Annotated in this window: 24 protein-coding genes and 2 pseudogenes; 23 read left to right on the top strand and 3 right to left on the bottom strand. The window is 35.0% G+C overall.

Translation table 11 applies throughout. The annotated features are described in order from the left end of the window. Window positions 1–614: 614 nt before the first annotated feature. The 11 genes and pseudogenes from POF52_RS16105 (at window position 615) to aroQ (ending at window position 11,569) form a co-directional block, all read left to right on the top strand. Entirely contained in the window at window positions 615–1,046 is a 432-nt protein-coding gene (locus POF52_RS16105) for a VOC family protein (protein ID WP_013084307.1), read from the top strand. Window positions 1,047–1,651: 605 nt separating this feature from the next. Further along, on the top strand, window positions 1,652–3,268 hold the full coding sequence (locus POF52_RS16100; RefSeq protein ID WP_271993418.1) for an FAD-dependent monooxygenase: 1,617 nt from the start codon (window positions 1,652–1,654) through the stop codon (window positions 3,266–3,268). Between the two features lie 394 nt (window positions 3,269–3,662). Then, window positions 3,663–4,022 carry an ArsR/SmtB family transcription factor gene (locus POF52_RS16095; RefSeq protein WP_042452505.1) on the top strand — a complete coding sequence of 120 codons (360 nt, stop codon included), beginning with the start codon at window positions 3,663–3,665 and terminating at the stop codon, window positions 4,020–4,022. 26 nt (window positions 4,023–4,048) lie between these two features. Then, window positions 4,049–5,047, top strand: a complete 999-nt coding sequence (locus tag POF52_RS16090) for an NADP-dependent oxidoreductase (protein WP_271993417.1) — start codon at window positions 4,049–4,051, stop codon at window positions 5,045–5,047. 547 nt (window positions 5,048–5,594) lie between these two features. Beyond that, window positions 5,595–6,485, top strand: coding sequence for a LysR family transcriptional regulator (locus POF52_RS16085; RefSeq protein WP_013084303.1), 891 nt, complete (start codon window positions 5,595–5,597; stop codon window positions 6,483–6,485). A gap of 311 nt (window positions 6,486–6,796) precedes the next feature. After that, window positions 6,797–7,587, top strand: a pseudogene (locus POF52_RS16080) (quinate/shikimate dehydrogenase); the annotation flags it as partial. Window positions 7,588–7,683: 96 nt separating this feature from the next. Beyond that, window positions 7,684–9,246 (top strand): acyl CoA:acetate/3-ketoacid CoA transferase, encoded by a 1,563-nt coding sequence (locus POF52_RS16075; RefSeq protein ID WP_271993416.1) that lies wholly within the window; start codon window positions 7,684–7,686, stop codon window positions 9,244–9,246. A gap of 44 nt (window positions 9,247–9,290) precedes the next feature. Further along, entirely contained in the window at window positions 9,291–9,719 is a 429-nt protein-coding gene (locus POF52_RS16070) for a MaoC family dehydratase (protein ID WP_013084300.1), read from the top strand. A 22-nt stretch (window positions 9,720–9,741) separates the two neighbouring features. Continuing rightward, entirely contained in the window at window positions 9,742–10,680 is a 939-nt protein-coding gene (locus POF52_RS16065) for a ketopantoate reductase family protein (protein WP_176584477.1), read from the top strand. Window positions 10,681–10,700: 20 nt separating this feature from the next. Beyond that, on the top strand, window positions 10,701–11,093 hold the full coding sequence (locus tag POF52_RS16060) for a VOC family protein (protein WP_271993415.1): 393 nt from the start codon (window positions 10,701–10,703) through the stop codon (window positions 11,091–11,093). 29 nt (window positions 11,094–11,122) lie between these two features. Further along, entirely contained in the window at window positions 11,123–11,569 is a 447-nt protein-coding gene (aroQ, locus tag POF52_RS16055) for a type II 3-dehydroquinate dehydratase (protein WP_042452500.1), read from the top strand. Between the two features lie 618 nt (window positions 11,570–12,187). Here aroQ and POF52_RS16050 read toward each other — a convergent pair. Then, window positions 12,188–12,295: pseudogene (locus POF52_RS16050) on the bottom strand (M4 family metallopeptidase); the annotation flags it as partial. Window positions 12,296–12,467: 172 nt separating this feature from the next. Here POF52_RS16050 and POF52_RS16045 point away from each other — a divergent pair. Beyond that, entirely contained in the window at window positions 12,468–12,899 is a 432-nt protein-coding gene (locus POF52_RS16045; RefSeq protein ID WP_074895520.1) for an ASCH domain-containing protein, read from the top strand. An 823-nt stretch (window positions 12,900–13,722) separates the two neighbouring features. Then, entirely contained in the window at window positions 13,723–15,078 is a 1,356-nt protein-coding gene (locus POF52_RS16040; protein WP_271993414.1) for a TrkH family potassium uptake protein, read from the top strand. Between the two features lie 128 nt (window positions 15,079–15,206). Here the strand turns inward: POF52_RS16040 and corA are convergent, their stop codons facing one another. Then, the gene (gene corA / locus POF52_RS16035; RefSeq protein ID WP_271993413.1) at window positions 15,207–16,166 is read right to left on the bottom strand and encodes a magnesium/cobalt transporter CorA; all 960 of its coding nucleotides are present in this window, start codon (window positions 16,164–16,166) and stop codon (window positions 15,207–15,209) included. A gap of 249 nt (window positions 16,167–16,415) precedes the next feature. On the opposite strand from corA, the gene POF52_RS16030 reads away from it, so the two are divergent. From POF52_RS16030 to POF52_RS16015, 4 genes are all read left to right on the top strand, one after another. Then, a complete protein-coding gene (locus POF52_RS16030) occupies window positions 16,416–16,613 on the top strand; it encodes a hypothetical protein (RefSeq protein ID WP_271993412.1) in 198 nt (65 codons plus the stop codon). 200 nt (window positions 16,614–16,813) lie between these two features. Then, complete coding sequence (locus tag POF52_RS16025) at window positions 16,814–17,317, top strand: MepB family protein (protein ID WP_271993411.1); 504 nt, start codon at window positions 16,814–16,816, stop codon at window positions 17,315–17,317. A 254-nt stretch (window positions 17,318–17,571) separates the two neighbouring features. Beyond that, a complete protein-coding gene (locus POF52_RS16020) occupies window positions 17,572–17,949 on the top strand; it encodes an immunity 22 family protein (RefSeq protein WP_075421885.1) in 378 nt (125 codons plus the stop codon). Window positions 17,950–17,954: 5 nt separating this feature from the next. Next, window positions 17,955–18,173, top strand: coding sequence for a hypothetical protein (locus tag POF52_RS16015; protein WP_176584473.1), 219 nt, complete (start codon window positions 17,955–17,957; stop codon window positions 18,171–18,173). Window positions 18,174–18,330: 157 nt separating this feature from the next. Here the strand turns inward: POF52_RS16015 and POF52_RS16010 are convergent, their stop codons facing one another. Then, window positions 18,331–19,203, bottom strand: coding sequence for a LysR family transcriptional regulator (locus tag POF52_RS16010; RefSeq protein ID WP_013084290.1), 873 nt, complete (start codon window positions 19,201–19,203; stop codon window positions 18,331–18,333). A 125-nt stretch (window positions 19,204–19,328) separates the two neighbouring features. Here POF52_RS16010 and POF52_RS16005 point away from each other — a divergent pair, with 125 nt between their 5' ends. From POF52_RS16005 to POF52_RS15980, 6 genes are all read left to right on the top strand, one after another. Beyond that, window positions 19,329–20,438, top strand: coding sequence for a Gfo/Idh/MocA family protein (locus POF52_RS16005; protein ID WP_271993410.1), 1,110 nt, complete (start codon window positions 19,329–19,331; stop codon window positions 20,436–20,438). A 173-nt stretch (window positions 20,439–20,611) separates the two neighbouring features. Further along, window positions 20,612–21,205, top strand: coding sequence for a YdeI/OmpD-associated family protein (locus tag POF52_RS16000; protein ID WP_176584471.1), 594 nt, complete (start codon window positions 20,612–20,614; stop codon window positions 21,203–21,205). A gap of 139 nt (window positions 21,206–21,344) precedes the next feature. Continuing rightward, window positions 21,345–21,716, top strand: coding sequence for an iron chaperone (locus POF52_RS15995; RefSeq protein WP_271993409.1), 372 nt, complete (start codon window positions 21,345–21,347; stop codon window positions 21,714–21,716). 124 nt (window positions 21,717–21,840) lie between these two features. Beyond that, on the top strand, window positions 21,841–22,548 hold the full coding sequence (locus POF52_RS15990) for a DNA alkylation repair protein (protein ID WP_271993408.1): 708 nt from the start codon (window positions 21,841–21,843) through the stop codon (window positions 22,546–22,548). 162 nt (window positions 22,549–22,710) lie between these two features. Continuing rightward, window positions 22,711–23,004: an RNA polymerase alpha subunit C-terminal domain-containing protein gene (locus tag POF52_RS15985; protein ID WP_271993407.1), complete on the top strand. Its 294-nt coding sequence runs from the start codon at window positions 22,711–22,713 to the stop codon at window positions 23,002–23,004. Window positions 23,005–23,120: 116 nt separating this feature from the next. Beyond that, entirely contained in the window at window positions 23,121–23,606 is a 486-nt protein-coding gene (locus tag POF52_RS15980; protein ID WP_271993406.1) for a tetratricopeptide repeat protein, read from the top strand. Window positions 23,607–23,841 lie beyond the last annotated feature (235 nt).

Raw genomic sequence — 23,841 nt, 5'->3', positions numbered from 1 at the left:
ATACTTTCCTTACTGTCCCATTCATAGCCTAGTTTCTTAATCTTTGATTGAATGGTACGAGTACTTACATCATACTAATCAGCTAATTCTTTAATGGTGATTTCTTTCATCATAATTCCATTTAATATCTTTTTTACCAGCATCCTACTAGCCTCCATTTTCGTTTTGAAATTATAGTACTAGTATTTGAATGTAAAATAATATTTCCTGCTTGTACTAACCTTATATAAGCATTTTTTTAATGAGTAATAACAAATAGTTTTTAGGGGAGACTATTTATGACGCTGTGAAGATTCTGTTTAGAAATCCTCATTACTTGTTGAGTTAACAACATGCTTCGTTAAAAAGCTACTGACCCCTGTTCAGTAGCTTTTACTTTTTAATTAACATAAATGGTTTTATGGTAACTAGGTTTGTATATGGTGTACATAGAAGTCTACGTTTTCAGATGTACGTGTATCTTTTTTTCTTAATAAACTAATGCTGCAGGATAACCCAATGAATTTGTTGTATAGATACGTAGTGAGAGTTATGACTAAATCAAACGTGAGTTCTTTTTTCATCTAACTTTGATTTAGTAAAGTCTAACTAAAATTTTAAAAGAGGTGTTTTTAATGGTTTTAGGAATTTATCCTTATTTAGTTATGAACGGTAATGGACAAGAAGCTGTTAAATTTTACGAAAAAGCATTGGATGCAAAAGTTATTGGAGTTCAAACGTTCGGAGAAATGCCCGGAAATCCAGAATTCCCTACTCCTATAGAAGCAATAGACCGTGTAATGAATGCGCACTTAAAAGTTGGTGATAATGATCTGATGCTTTCTGATACATTCCCGGGTCAACCATACCAAATTGGATCACAAGTAACGGTAGCTATCACTATAGACAGTGTAGAAAAATCAAAAGAAGTGTTCGAAAAACTGAAAGAAGGTGGTCAAGTAGGAATGCCACTTCAAGAAACTTTTTGGAGCCCATCATATGGACAAGTAACAGATAAATTTGGTGTTACTTGGCAAATTTCCACACAGCCTGCTGATAATGAGTAATTAATGAAAAGCTGTTATTCTTATTATCTCAAGAGTTCTTCTCCTGCAAGCTTTTCTTGGTTGGGTTCCGGAATGTGTTTTATGTTAACTAAGGATGTGCATCACATATATTTAAAGAAGAAAAACCCACCTAATTTGAATGGTGGTTTTTTTCTTCTAGTTAAATATTAAGGGTGTAATTGCTTGTTACTTACATATCATTTAATATTTTTGTAGGTATTTATTATAACCTATCAAATCATTTTGAGAAAGCAAAAAAAGAAAACGGTTTCTTTTTATTAAAATTAAAAGGTTTCTTTTCTATTTCATACCGATAAAATCCATTATGAGAACTTAACATGTATAAAATATAAGGACACAGACAGTAAGATAATATGGAATGGAATATGTATAAAGTCAGGAAGTGTCTGTTGTTTCCATTAACATTAATGAGTATTCTTTTAAAAGTTATAGAAAAAAACGCCCCTTGTTTGGGGGCGTACTCTATTATCATTATAAAACATAACCTAAAAACAGTCTACAATTTCATTTTTTTTTATATTATAGTTTGATTACTGAATTCAGTAAGGCCCATGGGTACATTTAAAATTGAAAGGAAAATTTCCATGATACACAAACATGTTCCTGTTTTAATAGTAGGGGGAGGTCTTAGTGGACTCACCTCTGCTCTCTTTTTGGCACGTCATAACGTTGATTATTTACTCATTGAAAAACACACTGGTACAGCTATCCATCCAAAAGCCGGAGGGATTACATTTCGTACGATGGAAATATTTCGACAACTTGGATTGGAGGCAGCTATTCGGACTGCTAGTGAACCATTAGATAATATTCGCGGAAGGATTGCGGTAGAGACAATCAAAAGCATAGATCCTGAGAAATTAGAAACTGCGGAGAACTCCCAAAAGGCTCTTGAGAAAGAGAGAATAGAAAATTTTGAAAAGGTGAGCCCTTCAAAGCCAGCATCTTGTTATCAAATTGAACTAGAGCCTATCCTTCTTCAAGCTGCTAAAGAGGGAAAAGGGCATATACGCTATAATACTGAACTTATAGAGTATCAACAAGATGATTTAGGAGTAACAGCCACTATAATAAACCGAGAGACAGGAACAAAAGAAAAGATTCGAAGTGATTATTTAGTTGCGGCAGACGGCGCTAAAAGCACAATTCGTCAACATACAAAAATTCCAACTACAGGAAGAGGAGTCATCGGCGGACATTATATTAATATCTATTTTCAGGCTGATCTAAGTCGCTTTCTAAAGCCTAGCCAGTTTGGCTGGATTCAAATCCTAAATCCAGAGGTATTTGGTGCGCTCATCACCGTTAACAATCGTGATGAATGGATTTACCACGTGGCCTATAATCCCACAAATGGCGAAAGTCCAGAAGATTTTTCTGAAGAGCGATGCTGTGAGATTTTAAAAAAAGCTATAGGAGTTTCAAATCTTGATATTGTCATCTTCAGTATTTTACCTTGGGCAGCTGCAGAACAGACAGCTACTCGTTTTCAAGATAATCGAGTCTTTCTAATTGGAGACGCAGCGCATCTTATGCCACCTGCGGGAGGATTTGGTTCGAATACAGGTATTCAAGATGCTCATAATTTAGCTTGGAAGTTAGCTGCAGTGATACACAAACAAGCCCATTCACGATTGCTCCAAACTTATCATGATGAAAGACACTATGCTGCAGAAGTAACAACGGAATATGCAAGTAATTTGTTATTCAGTGTTATTAAGAAAGGTGTAAGCACCCTCAATAATATGGATCATCTTGCAGTTACTGTAGGGTATAAATATAACTCAACAGCCATTATTGAGGAAAACTCCGATACAACACATAGAATGGACCAATTAGAGCTAAACGGAAAACCAGGTACATGTGCTCCACATATGTGGTTGAGGTATCAAGGTAAGCGTATATCTACCTTGGATTTAATAGGAGAAAATTTCGTCTTATTTACGGGAAAAGATAATAGCCCGTGGCGCACTGCTGCCCGAAATGTATCTTCTCACTTAGGTGTCCCTATTAACGTTTATGGAATCGGTTCACAAGGAGATTGTGTTGAGTATGAGGATAGCTGGGAAGCATTGTACGATGTTACCTCTCAAGGAGCTGTATTGATAAGACCAGACGGTTTTGTAGCATGGCGTACAAAAGAGGGGGCATCAAATCCTCATCTGCTTCTTAAGCAGGTCATGGCTAGCATACTATGGTAGATAAACTAATAAGCATGCTCCTGATTTAAAATTAGTTAAAGATTAAGTAATGATAATCAAATATTTAAACTAAACAAAAATTGTTGAGATAAAAAATAACCCTTGTCACAAGGGTTATTTTTTGTCTGGTTTCTAAGATGGTGACTATGTTAACTAGCATTTATCTTAATTAACGGATCAAGTGGAATACTAAAATGCTTTATTTCTTAGAGCAATCATCAAACATAGTCCCCTTTTTTTAGTTGCTGATCATAAAAAGTTAATGTTGCTTCTCCTCTAAGATGTATTCGTCTCGATTTGCTTTCTCAATATTGCACCTAACATAACAATAGTATATTGTTGTATTCAGTTATATGGTTCATCAACTTAAACCGTTAAACTGATTATTAGAGGTATTTTACGAATGAATAAACAGGACCAACTAAATATGATAAAAGAAGATTTTATTAATTGTCAAAAAGTACTATTAGCAATTGGTGATGAAACACGTCAATCGATCTTGTTAGTTCTAATGGGGACGGATTGTCAAACAGGATTACGCGTAGGTGAGATCACTGAACAAACCCATCTTTCTCGACCTGCTGTTTCCCATCATCTGAAGGTTTTACGAGATGCTGGTGTCATTTTAATGCGTAAGGAAGGGACAAAAAACTTTTATTATATCAATGTACGTACAGAATTAGGTTTATTAAAAACGCTTATGTTAGATATTGATAAGTTCATGCAGAACTTTTATAGAAATGATGAAATTTAAACACACGTTATTTAGAGGTATAGGCTATGAGAGCAATGGTTATTGATAGGTATGGGAAAGTTCCAATGCATTTGGCGGAAATGCCCACGCCTGAAATTGGTGAGTATGAGATACTCGCGGAAATTCATGCAGCTAGTATTAATCCTATTGATTTTAAGATACGCGATGGGAAAGTGAAATTATTAGTTAAATATAAGATGCCTCTTATCTTAGGGAATGATTTTTCTGGTGTCGTTGCAAAGGTTGGCGCAAAAGTGACTCGTTTTAAAGCTGGTGACGAAATATATGCACGTCCACGTAAGAGTAAAATCGGTACTTTTGCTGAATATATCGCTATTCATGAAGATGATATCGCATTAAAACCTAAAAATTTGAACTTTGAAGAAGCAGCATCGATTCCACTGGTCGGGTTAACCTCCTATCAAGCGCTAACAGACATTTTGCAATTAAAAAAGGGACAAAGGATTTTAATTCAAGCTGGTGCTGGTGGTGTCGGTACCTTTGCTATTCAACTGGCTAAATTAATGGGTGCCACTGTTGCAACGACTGCCAGTGAAGCTGGTGCGAATTTAGTAAAATCTCTTGGTGCAGATGAAATTATAAATTACAAGACAGAAAAATTTGAGGAAATACTGAAAAACTATGATGCAGTATTCGATACACTTGGGGGCGAGATACTCGAAAAATCATTTGGTATTATAAAAGACGGAGGAAAACTTGTTTCCGTTTCGGGTTTACCGAATGCTCGTTTTGGTAAAGAATATGGTTCCGGTTTTTTTAAGACGTTGTTGTTTTCAGCAGCAAGTCATAAACTTACTGGGCTTGAAAAAAAGCATAATGTTCAATATACGTTTTTGTTTATGAAGCCAAGTGGAGAACAACTACGTATAATCGCAAATTTTATTGAGACTGGTAAAATCAAACCTATAATTGATAAGGTCTTTTCTTTTAAAGATGCTCAAAAAGCGATGGAATATGCGGAGTCAGGAAGGGCGAAAGGGAAAATAATATTAAAAATAAGATAGTTGTCAAACTAAGCAAAAAATATATCCTAACTTTCCTTTTTTTCTTTTAGGCATGAAAAAGAAAAAAGGAATAATAGAAAAATTACAAGTATGTAACGTTAATGTATTTTTAATAAGATAAATAAAATTGAAAATAAAAAACTTTCATTTTGTGTCTTTAATAAAGATTACATTATTTAAAATGTGTTAACATTAAATGCTTATATATTTTCTGTACAATTTTTATGAATACAATAATTCTTTAAAGCGTTAAATTGTTACTATGTTATTACACAATCTTTCTTTTAATGCTATTTCTTAGCTCCAAAAACACAAACCATATATAGTGGTTTGTGTTTTTTTTGTTCTTACAGATAGCATCAAATCTACTTAATTACATATTGAGATTTGATTTTTATGTTAATAAAGAACCACTTTAGATCAATCTAGTGAAAATTTATTGTATTTGAAACATCATAGTAAAATAATAAAAAGAGAAGAGAAAAAATAAAAAGTGATTAATAACATATTTTTGTGAGATTAATCCTTTTGAAAGGGATTGGCACGTTTGAATCTTAAACAATTACAATATTTTCGATTATTAGCTAAAACGGAACATTTTACAAGGACAGCTTCGCAGCTATTTATTACACAGCCCAGTCTTAGCCAAGCTATTTCAGAACTTGAAAAAGAGTTAGGTGTTAAGCTTTTTGAAAGAAAAGGGCGTAATGTAAAGTTAAACAAATTTGGACAATCGTTTTTACCGTATGTTGAGAAAGGGCTAACTGAAATTGAAAAGGGGGAGAGAAACCTTCAAAAATTGATAAGTACAACCTCTGGTGTAATCGACCTTGCTTTTATTTATTCATTGGGAACCAATTTTGTACCGTCATTGATTCAACAGTTTGTAAATGAAAACTCTAATGCGGAAATTGCTTTTTCCTGTTATCAGGGGACAACACAAATGGTCATTAAAGGTCTCAAGGAAGAAAATTATGATATTGCGTTTTGTACTAACATTGAAAATGAACCAGATATTGAATTGCTACCGCTTGCCAAACAAGAGATCGTGTTAATCACTAATAAGAATCATCCACTGACAGAACGCGAATTTGTTGAATTAAAAGATATCGCAGGTTACAAGCTTGTCTGCTTTAATAAAAATAGTGGCCTGCGACCGATTTTAGATAAATTGTTTGCAGGAGCAGGGATTGTCCCTGAAATTTCTTGTGAGGTAGCAGAAGATAATGCATTGATAGGTTTAGTCGAAGCAAATCAAGGTATTGGGATTCTTCCGCTTGTTTCCACATTGAACTATTTTGATATAAAAATCCTTCCTACTAAAGAGCCTATTTATCAGCAGTATATTTACATGGCAGTTAGAAAAAACAGATATTTGCCTCCAATTGTTCAACAGTTTCGAGACTTTATCATAGAAAATAATAATCAGCAAATTTGATTGAAATAGTAATTAAAAGAGAGCTAATTATAACAAAGGTAAACTGTTATAATTAGCTCTCCCTGTTTCATTAGTAATAAATACACTTTGTTTTGATAAATTATAGGCAAAACCTATAAGTAAATAATAATTACCAATTGGATTATTGATTGCAACGTATAATAAAATGATTTCAAAAGGCAGTAAGTTCATATTTAATTAAGTTTTTCAAATGATCAAATTGTAATCGTTTTCATAGGTATTGGTTATGAAGAAGTTAGATTAATCTAAATTAGGTATTAAAAATAAGGATAATATAAGGAAGTTATTTTATGGCAGATCAAGGACGAATTGATGGAAGAACTCAATTAATAGGATTAATTGCAACCCCCATTGGACACTCTTTATCACCGGTGATCATAATACATCATTTCGTAAACTAGGTCTTAACTACGTTTATATGGCTTTTGAAGTGGCGAATCAACAAATAGAAGATGTATTGGCAGGATTCCGTGCACTAAACATGCGTGGTTTTAACGTGTCTAAGCCTAACAAAATGAAAATTTTACCTTACTTAGATGAGGTAACACCAGCTGCAAGATTTGTTGGTGCGGTAAACACCGTCGTGAATGAAAATGGAAAATTAATTGGCTATAACACAGATGGTATAGGGTATGTACGTGGATTAAAGGAAAGTGGTGTAGGCATTCAAGGAAAGAAAATGGCACTTATGGGCGCGGGAGGTGCTGGCTCCGCTGTAGCGATTCAATGTGCTATTGACGGTGCATCTGAAATTCACATTTTCAACCGGGAGGATGAATCATATCTACGGGCTTTAAAAAATGCGGACATTATTAACAATGAAATCGATGGTAATTGTAAGGCAACGGTTCATCATATCGAAGATACAGAACTTCTTAGATCGTCTATTGGAAGCAGTGATATTTTAACAAATGCAACCGGGGTTGGGGCGAATCCTCTTGAAGGACAGAGTATAATCCTAGACTCATCATGGCTTCGTCCAGAGTTAATCGTTTCAGACGTTATATATAATCCCCGAAAAATGAAATTGCCTGAAATGGCTGAATCTGTTGGCTGTAAAGCAATCAATGGATTGGGCATGTGAATAAATGCCCGTTGATTATGTAAAGGAACAAATGTTTCAAAAAATAGAAAGGAAGTGACTATCTTGGAAAAGCCAAAGAAAAAGGGGAATTTAGTGACAGTACTTAGTGCTGAAGAGGCTGTAAAGTATATCCCAAATGAAGCAATAGTTGCTATCTGTGGAGCTGGTGGGGGTCTATTAGAGCCTACTAAGCTTATAGAAGCATTGTCAAAAAGATATGAAGAAACACACTTGCCAAAGGATTTAACGTTTATCCATACAACAGGATTAGGCGACCGGGCGGACAGAGGAATGTCACCACTTGCCAAAAAGGGACTAGTACGAAAAATAGTTGGAGGACATTGGGGACAATCCCCTAGACTCTGTGAAATGGCTGAAAATAATGAAATCGAAGCATATAATTTCCCGCAAGGCGTACTTTGTCAATTATTTAGAGCTGCTGCAGCTGGACATCCTGGAATATTAACTCATGTTGGCTTAGGTTCATTTATTGACCCACGGCAAAAGGGTGGAAAACTAAATGATTGTACCAAAGAAGATCTTATTAAATTAATGGAAATTAATGGTGAAGAGTGGCTGTTCTATCCAGCGATTCGACCTGATGTTGCCATTATCCGCGGAACAACTGCAGATCGTGAAGGATATATCAGTATGGAAGATGAAATTGCGTATCTGGATACTTTAGCGATGGCCCAGGCTGTCCATAACAATGGAGGGCTTGTTATTGCACAAGTAAAAAGGGTAGTAAAGTCAAATACTCTTCATCCAAAATCGATAAAAATTCCAGGCTACAACGTCGATATTGTCGTTGTTGATGAAGAACAATCACAGCTGTACACGGGTGGAGTTAATCGTTTTATGTCGGGAGATTATATCGCGGAAACAAGTGAAGTTACCCGGCTTCCGCTTAATCATCGAAAAATGATCGCTCGGCGTGCATTGTTTGAAGTTAAACCAGGAAATGTGGGAAACGTTGGTGTTGGAATTGCCGATGGAATTGGAAGTGTAGCTCGTGAAGAAGGTGTTGATGAACAATTTACCTTAACGGTGGAAACTGGACCAATCGGCGGTGTCACCGCACAAGGCATTTTCTTTGGAGCAAGCATCAATACCCATGCATTGTTAGATATGCCTTCACAGTTTGACTTTTATGATGGCGGTGGTCTTGACGTCTGCTTCTTAAGCTTTGCAGAACTGGACCAAGCAGGAAATGTCAATGTGCATAAATTTAATGGGAAAATCATGGGAACAGGCGGGTTTATAGATATTTGTCAAAATACAAAAAAGATTGTTTTTTGTGGAACACTGACAGCCGGCGGCCTTAAAACGAAGATTGAAAAAGGTAAGCTGCAAATTGAACAAGAAGGCCGATTTAAGAAACTTCTTCCTCAACTTGAAGAGCTTACTTTTAATGGAAGGGATGCATTAAAAAGAGGGCAAGAAGTTCTCTATATCACCGAAAGAGCCGTTTTCCGCTTAACAACAGACGGACTGGAATTATGTGAAGTCGCACCTGGAATTGATATAGAAACTCAAATCATTGAGAAAATGTCATTTAGACCTCAAATTTCTGCTGACTTAAAAGAAATGCATAGCAGATTATTTTTTGCAGATGATATGGGAATTAAAAGTGATTGGGATAAAATGGAATTATAAGAGATTTGTTCATACTATATTAAATCATTGCTAGGAGGAAGATTATGAGTAAGAAAGTTCCTTTTGAAGTAGGAGATACGGTTTCTTATACCAAGACAATTAGTGAATCAGATGTTTATTTGTTTGCTGGGATTACCGGGGATTTTAGTCAAATGCATATGAATGAAGAATTTATGAAAACAACGCCATATAAAACACGGATTGTACATGGGGTATTAACTTTTGCACTTGGAAGTACGGCATCAACATTAATTCAAACCCAAGCGAGATCAGAAATGCCAAGTGTGTCCTATGGCTACGATCGTTTACGTTTTACAAGACCAGTATATTTTGGCGATACAGTTACAGCTGTATATACGATTACTGAAGTTAATCAAGAATCATTGAAGTCATATGCCAAGGTTGAAATTTACAATCAAAATAAAGAATTGTGCGTGGTGGCACAGCATATATTAAAGTTTTTTGAAAATTAAACAATGCAAAGGAGTGAGATAAATGAAAATCTGTGTACTTGGCGCAGGTGCTTTAGGAAGTTCCATTGGTGGCACTCTGGCGGAGGGAGGGCAAGATGTTTATTTAATAAATCAACGGGCTGATCATGTGAATGCAATCAATACAAAGGGGCTGATTCTTAGGGATGGAACGAATGATAGGGCTGTTAGGGTAAATGCCCAAACAAACTGTGAGGGAATTGGAGCAGTGGATCTTGTAATAGTATTGGTGAAGTCTTTTCATACAAGAAATGCGATTGAAAATGCTTCATCCATTATTGGGGAAGATACACTGGTCATGTCATTGCAAAATGGTCTTGGAAATGAGGAAACTATTGCCGAGGTTATCGGCAACGATCGTGTTATCGGTGGAAAAACTTATGTTGGCGGCGTATTACTTGGACCAGGACATGTGATTGCCGGAACAAAGGGAAAGATTACTTTTATTGGTGAGATGAATGGCGAAAAAACAAAAAGGATTCAGAGAGTCGCAGATATATTGACAAAATGTGGGTTATTAACAGAGGTTAGTAGTAATACCACAGGAATGATTTGGGACAAACTTTTAATTAATGTGGCAACGGGGGCTTTATGTGGTATTACGAAATTACCATATGGAGATTTATACCAAATTCCTGAAATTAGAGATTGTGCTTTTGAAGCTATTTTAGAGGGTATAAATGTTGCTAAAGCAAACGGCATTATTTTATCAACAGAGGACCCCGAAGATATTTGGTTGAAAGCAGCAGCAGGATTACCATATGAATTTAAAACGTCTATGCTGCAAAGTCTTGAAAAAGGTCAAAAAACCGAAATCGATTATATCAATGGAGCAATTGTCCGATGGGGAGAGAAAAGTAATGTCGCAACACCAGTTAATAAAGCTTTGGTTGCGAACGTAAAAGGGATTGAAACTTGGATGGAAAAATACATAAATTCTTGATAAGGAAGGATGACTGAAATTTGGCCTATCAGAAAAAAGCATATCTTGAACATTCAGCTATTCGTGTAAAGGATATTGAATGGTACATTCGTTTTTTTAAAGAGGCATTAAATATGCCGATTCGTAAAATAGATGGGGGAAAAGATAACCCTAGACAAATATGGACTATTGGTGGAGTTCAACTGATCGCAGACCCTAACTTCTCAGGTGTCGAAGGAAGACTGGCGCATTTAGGAATCATGGTGGAAGATTTAGAGGCTGCTATGGAAGAAGTTTATAAATGGAATGTTATCGAATTACCTAAAGGACATAATTGGGTGGTGCTTCCGGATGGTTTAAATCTGGAACTGATCCAGGCAAAAGAAGGTTCCGTTGAAGAAGCATTAACTGTATATCCATGGATGGAAGACTAACTATTTTAAATAGCATTGGAGTGATTATGATGGGGAAAGTACTGATGTTGCATGGGATAAACCATAATATGTTTGGAAAAAGAAATCCTAAAATCTATGGATCTATTACTCTTGATGAAATTAATGAGAGTATGTTTCAACTAGCTAAAGAGCTGAGACTTGAATTAGAGGTTTTTCAAACAAATTCAGAAGGTGAAATGATTGATCGAATTCATCAAGGGTATTTTGATAAAGTGAATGCAGTGATCATTAATGCTGGTGCATGGACCCACTATAGTTATGGATTAAGAGACGCTTTGGACATTCTTGAAGTCCCGTTTATTGAGATTCATATGTCTAATATTCATGCCCGAGATGAATTTAGACATCATTCTGTATTTGCGGAAATTGCCCAGGGACAAATTTGCGGTTTTGGCTTTGACAGCTATCTTTTAGCGTTAAGAGCTGCAAAAACCTTAATGGATAAAAAAAAATAGAAAAGGAGAACTTAGTACTTCTATTTAGAAGCAAACAAGAAATGGGCAAGTCTAATCTCAAATAGTATGAAGAAGTTAATCATCTATCTGGTTCTGGTGTAAAAAATTCAATTTACTTTCAAGCACTTTGAATTTTTCACACCAGAGCCATATTTACTTTTATGTTTTCCAAATCTATGCTGCTATATCATCTATTACAAGTAAATGATAAAGTATCTTGTTAAAAGTAAAGGTTAAACCTTTACTTTTTTTATGGGCAAATATGGAGATTTTCTATTGTGTATATTATAATACAACCTTTTAATCTCTCCGTGCGTTGGCGCAACTAAAAAAGGATCTCCATGACTTCTAAATCGTTTATAATGCTTCGAACAATAACCTAAACTCTTGTGTTTACCATTGCACCCTTCAACCTGACAAACGCTTTTTGTTTGGCTTTTCGGAAAATAAAGTGAATCCCAGTATTCGGTAGTACTTAGAGTTTCGCGTGCTTTTGTAAAATATGCATACTTCATATCACTATAAATATTAATTTTACTTACGCCTAGTTGAATCGATTCACCAGTTGAATTCCTTCCGTTACGTAAACTTCCACAATTGGTATAAAAAACCACATTAAATCTGCTCGTTTAAAGGTCCAGGCTGCTTTTCATATTCTAGCCCGCTTGTGAACTGGGTCACTACATGTGTAAGTTCGTGCCCAATCACATCTAGTGAGTTTGTAAAACCCAACAAAAATAGTTCGCTGATTAATATATGATATTAATGATCACTGGTCATGACTCATGCCTCATAAATTAGATCTCTGTGAACTGATATTCTGCCTTTTGCTCATAATATTCCTTTAAAGGGACACTCTATAATCAGAATAAACTTCTATAGATTGGAGGCTGTCAGAATGAAGGTTTTATCAATGATCCAGCCGTGGGCAAGCCTTTTTGTCCTTAGAGAGGCAACATATGAAACAAGGTCATGGAGAACGAATTATCGGGGGCCACTTGCCATTCACACAAGTAAAAAAATAGATAAAGACGCCTCTAACCATATAGCCATAAAGTCGTTGCTTAGTAAGCACGGATACACACCAGAGAATCTTCCAACTGGCCAGATCATTGCTGTATGCAAACTTGTAGATTGTTTGAAGGTAACTGAAAACAATGAGACATGGGCGATTCTGGAGGATGGTCGAATCGTATCAGGGAATGACTATTTTATGGGGAACTTTATAGTGGGAGGTTATGCTTGGGTAGTTGAGGATATGCAGATGCTGGATGAATTTATTCCAGCAAAGGGAAAGCTAGGATTATGGGAGCATGTTTTAATTTTATAGGAGCTGATACATTGCACACGATGCCCTGAATCAGCTCCTTCAGGAACCCACTTTTCACGCATAAAATCTTCTACCTTCTTTATTTTTTCAGACATCTATATATTGTGATTCGTGAATTAATAGAAAATAATAAAGTTCGAAAAAGTTCATATTTGTCGTCATTAAGTATAAATGACAAAATATTAATAATATATAAAATACTTTAATATTTACATAACAGATTATGATAAATATTAAAGTTATTTTATAAAATTATAGTCGGATACAAGATTTATTTTTGAAGATATATGTATATGAATCTACAAATCTGGCCAGACTAATAACGTATTCCCCAATTCCAATAAATTTTGAAAACCCTTGTCTATATAGACAAGGGTTTCTTTTTTTATATATAAATATTTCTTAAGGTGCAAATCCTTGAAAACTAACAGCAATATAGATACTAAATGAAATAGTACATAAACTGATAAAATGCAATGTTAAAAAAGGAACGTTCTGTTTGCCTTTGGCAAAGAACAAGTGGTTCTTTCTTTTTTTAGCTGCTGCTTATATAACGAAACAAAAAGCAGTAGAAAAGAAATGAGTACAAACAGCGTAAGATTTAAACAATAAAAAAGAGCAAACCTTTTGGATGTGCTCTTTTTTTATGTTCTCTTAATTAAATATTGAGTGTAATCAAACATATATCATATACAAAAATTAGTTTACACAATGGATTTTACCGTAAGCACTGAAGGCAATAAAAGCAATGACCATCTTTTGAAATAAATGGGTATGATATATAATAAATCTTTACTCAAAATATTTTGAAGGGAAATGTAATATGATAATTTCTAAGCCACGTAAAAAACATAAAGTGAAGCATCTGGAACCTGCAAGTATTTTGTTCGTCGGGTTTTTAGGATTAATATTACTCGGCACCTGCTTATTAATGATTCCTGCTGCCACGAGTGATAGACATCATTTAAGCTTTATTGATGCTCTCTTTGAAGCCACTTCTGCTGTATGTGTAACCGGACTAGCTGTTGTAGATACGGGGACTACATTTACTTTATTTGGACAGCTCATTTTGCTTGTGCTCATCCAAGTTGGTGGCTGGGGATTCATGACTATTGGTATACTCATGTTTATTGTGCTAGGTAAAAAAATCGGATTACAACAAAGGCTAATACTTAAGGAATCTCTAAATGCTTTTTCGCTACAAGGCGTTATTGCATTAGTCCAACGTGTTGTGCTAATTACATTGGCTGTGGAAGGGATTGGAGCCCTTATCCTAGCTATTCGTTGGTCGCAAGAAATGAGCTGGGGAAGAGCAATCTATTATGGCATATTCCATTCTGTCTCTGCTTTTAACAATGCAGGATTTGGTTTGGAACCAGATAATTTAAGTAAATGGGTAGGAGATCCAACCGTAAATATTATGATTACGTCACTTTTCATAATAGGAGGGACTGGATTTTTTGTCATTGCAGATATTTTTCGAAAACGAAACATAAGGAAGTTTTCTCTTCACACTAAAATTGTATTAGTTTCAACTATCCTCTTAAATGTCGTAAGCACACTGATTATTTTTGCTTTAGAATATCATAATCCTCATACTTTAGGTGAATTGAGCATGGGCGATAAATGGTGGGCAGCATACTTTCAGGGAGTAGTTCCTCGTACTGCTGGTTTTAATACCGTGGATATTGGGGCGCTCACATTACCTTCAAAAGTGTATATGATGGGGCTTATGTTTATTGGAGCAGCGCCAGGTTCGACAGGTGGTGGAATCAAAATAACGACGTTTGTCTTAATATTGTTTGCTTTATGGTCAGTATTGACAAATAAAGAAGAGATTAATGTTTTTCGACGACGAATTCCTAAATCACTTGTTTATAGAGCTTTTTCTATTGCTACTTCTGGAATTATTTTTGTTTCTATTATTTTCTTTCTACTTACAATTACAGAAAAAGGTGTAGATATGTCTACTCTTTTGTTTGAAACGTTTTCTGCTTCTGGAACAGTTGGATTAAGTGCTAACTTTACAGGCGACTTAAGTCCTATCGGCCGAATTCTCATTACGGTTATGATGTTTATTGGTAGAGTAGGTCCTCTTACTATTGGGTTCGTACTTGCAATTCGCTCAAATAAGCAAGCTAAAATTCGGTATGCAGAAGAAAAGATTCTTATTGGTTAAAAATCTATTTTAAATATATGCTTTGGTCAACCTATTCATAATTATTGGAAATCTTAAAAAGCAGCCCCATTCTTTAGGGCTGCTTTTAACTAAGCATTTTTGGAAGATACGTCAGCATATTGTTGAGGTTATTTATTTACATTAAACCAGCCTTTTTGTTTAAACCAGAGAATCATGCCAATTGTCATTAAAGCCATAATTCCTAAAACAATATAATACCCGTAGTGCCAGTGAAGTTCTGGCATATGATCAAAGTTCATCCCATATAACCCTACGACAAATGTAAGGGGGATGAAAATAGAGGAAATAATCGTTAATGTCATCATAATGGAGTTCATCCGATTAGCGTTAATTGAAAGGTAATTATCTCTCATATCTGATGTCATATCTCGATTGGCTTCTACCATACTTGTTAATTTTATCAAGTGGTCATAGATGTCGTTGAAATAGGCTTTTTGCTCTGCAGGTATATGTAAACGTTCAGAATTAATAATGCGATATAGCAAGTCACGCATAGGAAGAATGGTTTTTCTGAGCTTTAATAAATCACTTCGGATATCAAAAACATCATTCATCAGTAAAGCAATTGATTTTTTGGCATCTCTGCTTTCAATTTCATTTAATTTATCCTCAATTTCATACACAATGGGGAAGTAATCATCCACTAATTGGTCTAGAACCGCATAAGCAATATAGGACACTCCTTTATTAAATCCACTAGGATGCTGTAAAAGGCGTTGTCGTACTGTTTCAATACTGATTACCGGTTTAAAGTGAAAGGTCACTAAATAGTTTTCTCCAATAAATAAGTCTACTTCTTCAACATCTAACGTGTTGTTATTTAAATAATGAAGAACTAAAAAGCTGTAACCCTCATAATAATCAAGTTTAGGGCGTTGTAATAAGTGAAGACAATCTTCAATAGCTAAAGGGTGAAAGTGGAAAAACGTCTCTAACACTTTTGCTTCTTCCTCAGATGGAGAGGCAAGGTCTACCCAAAACCACTTAATTGAAGGATCAGACAAGTGATCAAGGGGTATATCTTCTTTGATGTGTAGGTCTTGTGTAATAGCTATTGTTCGAATCATGCTGCTCCTCCTCCATGTGAGTAATAATTCTATACATTATAGTATGTTACATAAAATAAACGATTAATCCAATTGCTAACAAGGCAATGAAATCTCTCTGATATTTTCTTCTCTTTTCTTCACTTGTATCCTTCTTCGTATGCCTCTATTGATGTGGATTACTCACTTCCTATAATTCGACTTACATTTGATTGGTACATTGCATACTCTGTTAGAAACGAAAGTTTTACTGTAATAGATGAGTATGAAATGTATAAAGGAAGCGCTTTTGCAGTTTATTCAAAGTCTAGATATCTAGATTTTATTGAAGTTGGTACCATAGCTGATGATATACATCCTGGCCCGTTTAAACACTATGGAATACATGCTTTAAATCATATAATTGATGTGGTTTCAACTGAACCTCCAAGTATTTCAGTAATACAAAGAGATCGCGAACAAGAGTAAAAAAATGAGGTTAATATGTGCACATTAACTATATTAAGGGGAGGAAGTAACGCTTAAGGGATCAAGAGGTGTTATAAGACGAGGATAGCTTTGCTATAACATTTTGGAATATTTAAGATATTTAGACGCAATTTCGAGGAAAGAAATACAAACCACTTACTATTAATTGAAGAAGCCTATAAACATAAGAGGTAAAAACAATGAAATTTTATGAGGCGTTAACCTATGTAAATGAGAACTTTTATAAACCCAATCACTTCGCTATAAAAGCTATTCGAGAAGAAACTCAAAATTCAGATTATGGCGCTGGTATCTTTCAGTTAAATTCAAAATCCGTACGATTTAGGGTGGCGAAAACTACACCTAATAAGGTAGGGCAGTTTGTATCCTTTTTGGAAAAAGATGCGGCTCATAAAAACCAAGCCTTTTCGTATGGAAAAGCTACCGATCTATTAGTTATTAATACCTTTACTAGTACAAATAGATTTGGACAATTCATTTTTCCAAAAGAAGTTCTTTTAAAACAAAAAATTCTTAAAACGGCTACCACAAAAGGCAAGATGGCAATTAGAGTGTACCCGATATGGGATAAACCAACTAGCAAACAAGCTTTGGAAACACAAAAATGGCAATTAGAATATTTTGTTGAGACAAATGATGCGAACAATTTGCCCCGCCAAAAATTATTAAAGCTATACACCTAGAGTGGCAAGGGTTGAAGCCTTACACACAAATAAACAAGTCTAACTTACGTACTATAAGAGAGACCAATCTATAACAGAGACAGGATTTATTCAGTTTGTTGATTCCTTAGGTGAGCTATTTGTTTTTATTGATGACGTGTTTGATTTAAAGAACAAAATGAGATTAAGTGAGCTAATTGATGTTCAATTCGTATAAAGTTAAAGTATAAAGAATGATTGTAATGTAAGAAATGTTTTTTTGAAAGAGGGATTGTATGGAACAGATAGGTTATGTATCTTTATGGATTGGTAAGTTTTCCACTAGCGAAGAGCTAGAAAAATATCTGTTGGTTGCTTATACGGAAGATGGAGATGCTATACCCTCACAATTTGAAAAGGACTTTAAAGTTGATTACTTTGACGAAGATTTTAGCGAAGCTCATTATGCAAATCAGGACATGCGTAAGCTTTCACACCTATTGGAAGGCTGTTCATATGATGATGTAGTAATTCCTAACTTTGTTGAAAAATATCGAGAATATTTGCCTGATGGTTTCAACAGTATGATTTTAATTTATGATTTTCAGCACAATAAAAAGAGTGATAACGAAATTAATGGTGTTAAATATTTAGGAAGTATTAGGTATGAATAGTAGGTGTGAATAGTTATGAACAAGGTGGTATTCATGTCCATTTTGCTTTACATATAAAAACAGAAAACTTTGATTCTGCCATTAGAGTATTAAACGATGCTAGTATCGACCATAAGGTTATAGAAGAGGTTAATATTAATATGCAAAAAGCGAAGCGGTTGTATTTTAAGGATAATGAAGATAACGCTGTAGAATTCTACATGTTGGATATGAGGGAAGATTAATAAAGAGCGAATCAAACATTGATTTGCTCTTTATTATAAATGGCTGCTAAGAATACGCTTTACGTAAAACGAAAAAATCTTTCACTGTACCTATATAAAAAACAATGATAGCCAAGAAATCACAAAGAAGGTTACAGAAAAAACTATAACCTCAATATTAAACTTCTACTCTTCTAAAAGTGTCCCCAAGGAAGTTATTCAATTCAATAAACTGTTTTTCGATAGGGGTAAATTCATAATTTAGCCGGGAAATGAGATAAAAGTCAGTGTACCGATAAGGTGGTGGAACTTCTAAAAAATTATGGATATTATAACGGTTTGCGATACGCTTAGATATTAAGGAAATTCCCATGCCCATTAACGCAAATTTTACTAATGTTTCTGGATCGCTAACTTCGATCATGTCACCTTGTTCAATATGTAAGCTGGCGTAAATAGTATCTAATATTGTCATGTACAAACACTTATCTGAAAGTACCAGTATATTCTTTTGTCTTACATAGTCATCGAATGTCGTGTGTTGATCAATATCGCGACCAATGACAACCATTTCTTCTACGCCTACTTTTTTATATTTTATCTTTTGGTTGTTTAATGATCCAATTGTATAAGCTACATCGATTTGTCCAAGTAGAATTTGATTTTCAATATATTCGGTTGAACCCGTTTTTAATGTTACTGCTAGATCTGGATAGGTGTTGTAAAGTTTGTTTAAAGCGCTTGAGAATTGAGTGCCCCCAACTGATATCATGGTGCCAATGCGGAGTTTTTCATCTTGTTTCTTCATCTTATTTTCAGTTTCTTCCCAAAGAAGCAATATTTTTTTAAATTGGTGGTACAATTTTTCTCCTTGCTTGGTTAATTTAACGCCCTTTGAGTTTCTAATAAATAGTTCTTGATTATAATAGCTTTCTATTTTCTTTATTTTGGCAGTCATATTAGATTGAAGATGGTTCAATTTTATTGCAGCCGCAGATATATTTTTTAATTCGGCCACTGAAACAAAAGCTTTCATATTTTCAATATCCATTCATATTCACCCTCCATCAAAAAAAGTGATATAGCTATCATATTTTAATATTTAAAATGGTGATTCATTTTAATTATACTTGATTAAAAGGTAATGTTTTCTACAAAATGTTGGAGGAATGTCTAATGAAGGAGAAATTAATAAAAGTAGGAATTATAGGGGGATCTTTAAATAATCAATGGGCGAGCAAAACACATATTCCAGTACTGAAAGAAAGCCCTTTTTATCGAATAACCGCAATTGGAACATCAAAAGCAGAAACCGCCAAGGAAAGTGCGAGAGTACTTAATGCTTCCCATAGCTTTACAGATTATAAGGGACTAGCGCAATCTAAAGATGTTGATTTAGTAGTAGTTAGTGTAAAAGTTCCGTTTCATTACGAAGCTTCAATTGCAGCAATAGAGGAAAAGAAACATATTTATTGCGAGTGGCCTTTAGGTGTAGATACTAAGCAAGCAATTAAACTGGCAAAGTTAGCGGATAAGGTGGACATTCACCATGCGATTGGGTTACAAGCAAGACAATCTCCCGAGGTGAATTATGTAAAGCAGGCTATTAACCAAGGGGAAATTGGAAGAATTATCTCCTGTACCATGCAGGTAGCGACACAAGGAAAGGGTGGAATAACAGATGAAGCAAACAGCTATATCTTAAAAAAAGAAAATGGAGCCAACCTTCTTACAATCAATGGTGGACACTCGCTTGATGTTCTGTGCTACATCTTAGGTGACTTTAAAGAGTTATCCTCGATAATGAATACGCATTATACAGAAGCTCTCATACAAGGAGCAGAAGTTACGGTGTCAAAGGATACAGCGGACCAAATCTTAATACAGGGAACACTCAACGGTAACATTTCAGCTGCTGTTCATATTCAAGGCGGAGTTTATCCTGCTTTTCAATTAGAGATTAGAGGAGAAAAAGGTGTTTTTCGCTTAACCCAGAATTCTTCATCCGGTCACGTACAATTTGGTAATCTCAAAGTAGAGAAGGTTAAGTATCCTACTTATTTATTAAGTACTGAAAGTGTGTATGTTGAAGAGATAAACGTATCTTCGGTAAAAGATAATCATCCAAAAGATTACGTTGAAAAGGCTTATAAGGTGTTGGCAAAAGATATATTTGAACATAAAAGTCAAATTCCAAACTTCCACGATGCTGTTAAACTTCATCAATTATTAGATGCGGTTCGAACATCTGCAGAGACTGGTGAAAGGGTAACGCTTGATAAATAAACGAAAGCCTCTTTCTTATAAAGTTAAAATATTTATGATTTTAATAACTATCAAGTCAGTTGAAGAAGGGCATTTCCTACATTTGAAGAATAGTAACACCATTAAATGAATTGAAGGTTGACTGTATGATTGCGAGAGAGACAGATTAAAAAATTGAATAGGAGTGTTCCTTGATGACAAATAGTAAAATGCATCCTAAGGTCGATGAGTTTTTAAGTAAAGCTAAAAAGTGGAAAGAAGAATATGAGACGTTGAGAAAGATTGTTCTTGACTGTGAGTTGACCGAAGATTATAAATGGATGAACCCTTGTTACACGTTTGAGAAAAAAAACATTGTTTTAATACATGGATTCAAAGAATACTGTGCGCTACTGTTTCCTAAAGGTGCTCTGTTACAAGATTCTCATAGTATTCTAATCCAACAAACGGAGAATGTACAAGGAGCGCGGCAAATTCGCTTTACCAATGTGCAAGAAATAGTTGAAAAGGAAGCTGTCTTAAAAGCTTATATTTATGAAGCTATTGAGGTGGAAAAAGCCGGATTAAAAGTCAAAGTCAAAAAGCCTGAAGAACTCATTATTCCTGAAGAGCTACAGCATAAATTTGATGAAATACCTGCTCTAAAAGATGCTTTTACTACATTGACTCCAGGACGGCAAAGAGCATATATTCTTTATTTTTCTGCGGCCAAACAATCTAAGACTCGAGCATCAAGAGTTGAAAAATGCATTCCGAACATTCTTAATGGAAAAGGATTAAATGATTAGTACATTTTATTTAAAACATGGCTAATATAAATTGTTAATGTATTTGAGTTAAAAATGAAATAAGGTTAAGTGAACTGACTGATGTTCCATTTGTATAAAAGTAGAGTAAATTAAAAAAATTATTTGAGGAGAAAATGCTATGGAAGTTTTTGCAGAATATTTAGCGCGTATAGATAGCCCTGACCACCGTGACCGAACAGAGGAAGTTTTGGCTTGGATTGCTAATACTTTCCCGAATTTGGAACCACAAATCAAATGGAATACGCCAATGTTTACTGATCATGGCACATTTATCGTCGGCTGTTCCCCAGCGAAACATCATTTGAGCGTTTCACCTGAAGAAACAGGGATTGCGTACTTTAATCATGACATTGCCCAGGCTGGATACAGTGCTACCAAAGGCCTATTTCGAATTCTATGGACTGAGCCAGTAAACTATGAATTACTTAAAAAAATAATCGAGTTTAATATTTTGGATAAGAAAGACTGTTCAACTTTTTGGCGAAAATAAAGAGCAGATTATGAAAGGTGAACTGATCCCCAAGCAGCTTAGGAATTACAGGATAAATTGGAAGCTGAACTAAAAAGAAAAGATGATCCAGTTTACGAATGGAGAAGAAGGAGGGTACAGAACGATGGATTTTGAAATGGTTATGAAAGAACTTGAAGCGCTTGGTACGGAACGAATTAAAAAGACTTACATAAACAATGGTGCACACGATCCGCTTTTTGGAGTGGCAACAGGAAAAATGAAGCCTATTGCAAAGAAAATCAAGAAAAACCAGGCTTTAGCTGAGCAGCTTTACGCTTCTGGCAATTACGATGCTATGTATTTTGCTGGTATCATTGCAGACCCAACAGAGATGACTGCGGAGGATTTTGAGCGTTGGATTGATAAAGCGTATTTTTACATGCTATCCGATTATGTAGTTGCAGTAACTTTGTCAGAAACCGATTTTGCGCAAGCTGTTGCTGATAAATGGGTGGCAAGTGGTGAAGAACTTAAAATGTCGGCAGGTTGGAGTTGTTACTGCTGGCTTTTGGGTAATCGTCCTGACGATGAATTTAGCAAAAGCAAGATTGCCGATATGCTTAATCAAGTGGAAAACACGATTCACGATTCTCCAGATCGAACCAAATCGGCTATGAATAATTTTATCTATACAGTCGGTATTTCATATTTGCCACTTCATGAAAAGGCGCTTGAAACGGCAAAGGCAGTAGGTCCAGTCGAAGTTAAGAAGGATAAGAAAAAAAGCAGTATTCTTCTTGCTTCCAAAAACATTCGAAAGGATATAGATAGAGGACGGCTTGGTTTCAAACGCAAACATGTAAGGTGTTAGCATGATTTGTAATGGAGATACACTATCTGAAACGAGACTCATACGTATTTAATGGTAATGAGCTTACTATACGTAGCATGTGTTGTACCTTCATAAACCATCCGTTGGAGAAGTGGCAGGGGATAAAAGCTAAAAAATTCTTGAGAAAAGGAGAGATTAAAAATGAAAACCCAAAAGGGAAATCTAAGAATCTGTCATAAAGGACACAAATATTATAAAAGCAGTAACTGTCCGGCCTGCCCAACCTGTGAGCAAGAACGCAAACCTGACAATGGATTTCTCTCCATGCTATCAGCACCAGCAAGACGAGCATTGGAAAACAACGGGGTAACTACTTTGCAGCAGGTATCAACATTTAGTGAAAAAGAGATATTACAATTTCATGGTATGGGGCCGGCTTCTTTACCTAAACTTAGAACAGCTTTGCAGGCCAATGGATTAGCCTTTAAAAATTAAACAGATAGTTAAAGCAAGAAATAGATCTGGATAAAGTGTACGAATACGCTGAATTTCTGGATATGGAAGGATGTTAAGAGATAAGTAGTGGGAAAAAGAAGGGTTGGAGATTTAAGTTGAATAACAAATTAGATAAAGCACTAGCGTTACGAAAGAATGGAAATCACACAGAATCTAACGAATTGCTAAGTGAATTAGTTAAGGAATTTCCAGACGATGCTTTATATAATTATCAATGTGCGTGGAGCTTCGACATATTAGGAGAAGAAGAAAAGGCAGTACCCTTTTACGAAAATGCCATAAAGATAGGATTACCTTCTAAGGATATGGAAGGGGCAATATTGGGATTGGGCAGCACATATAGAGCCTTGGGGGAATATGAAAAGTCAAAAGAGACATTTTTAAAAGGAATGGAATTGTTCCCAGATAATCATGTAATTAAAGTGTTTTATTCCATGACCTTATACAATTTAAAAGAACATAGCAAAGCGATGGAACTGATACTGAAATGCTTACTAAATACGACAAATGATAATGAAATACTAAGTTATAAAAAAGCCTTACATTTCTACTCAGATAAACTGGATCAGACTTGGAAGTAGCTTATAAAAATCCACTGAATATAGGTTCTGTTCCTGAAACGAGAAGAGGACTTTTTTTGAAACAATACTGGCAGACTTCCTTTGATAAAATGACTTTTAAAATGATAGATTGTGAAGAAATACATTTAAACTATAGGGGGCGTTTGTTTAACAAGAAAGCCCTTACATATTATATATGTCTAATATGTAAGGAGCCTTATAAGAATCACATTTAAAATAGGAGATCTTTTCTTTT

It is taken from the genome of Priestia sp. AB (assembly GCF_028369225.1).
In the GTDB taxonomy this organism is placed as follows: Bacteria; Bacillota; Bacilli; order Bacillales; family Bacillaceae_H; genus Priestia; species Priestia megaterium.
This window is presented reverse-complemented; position numbering and strand designations above follow the sequence as displayed.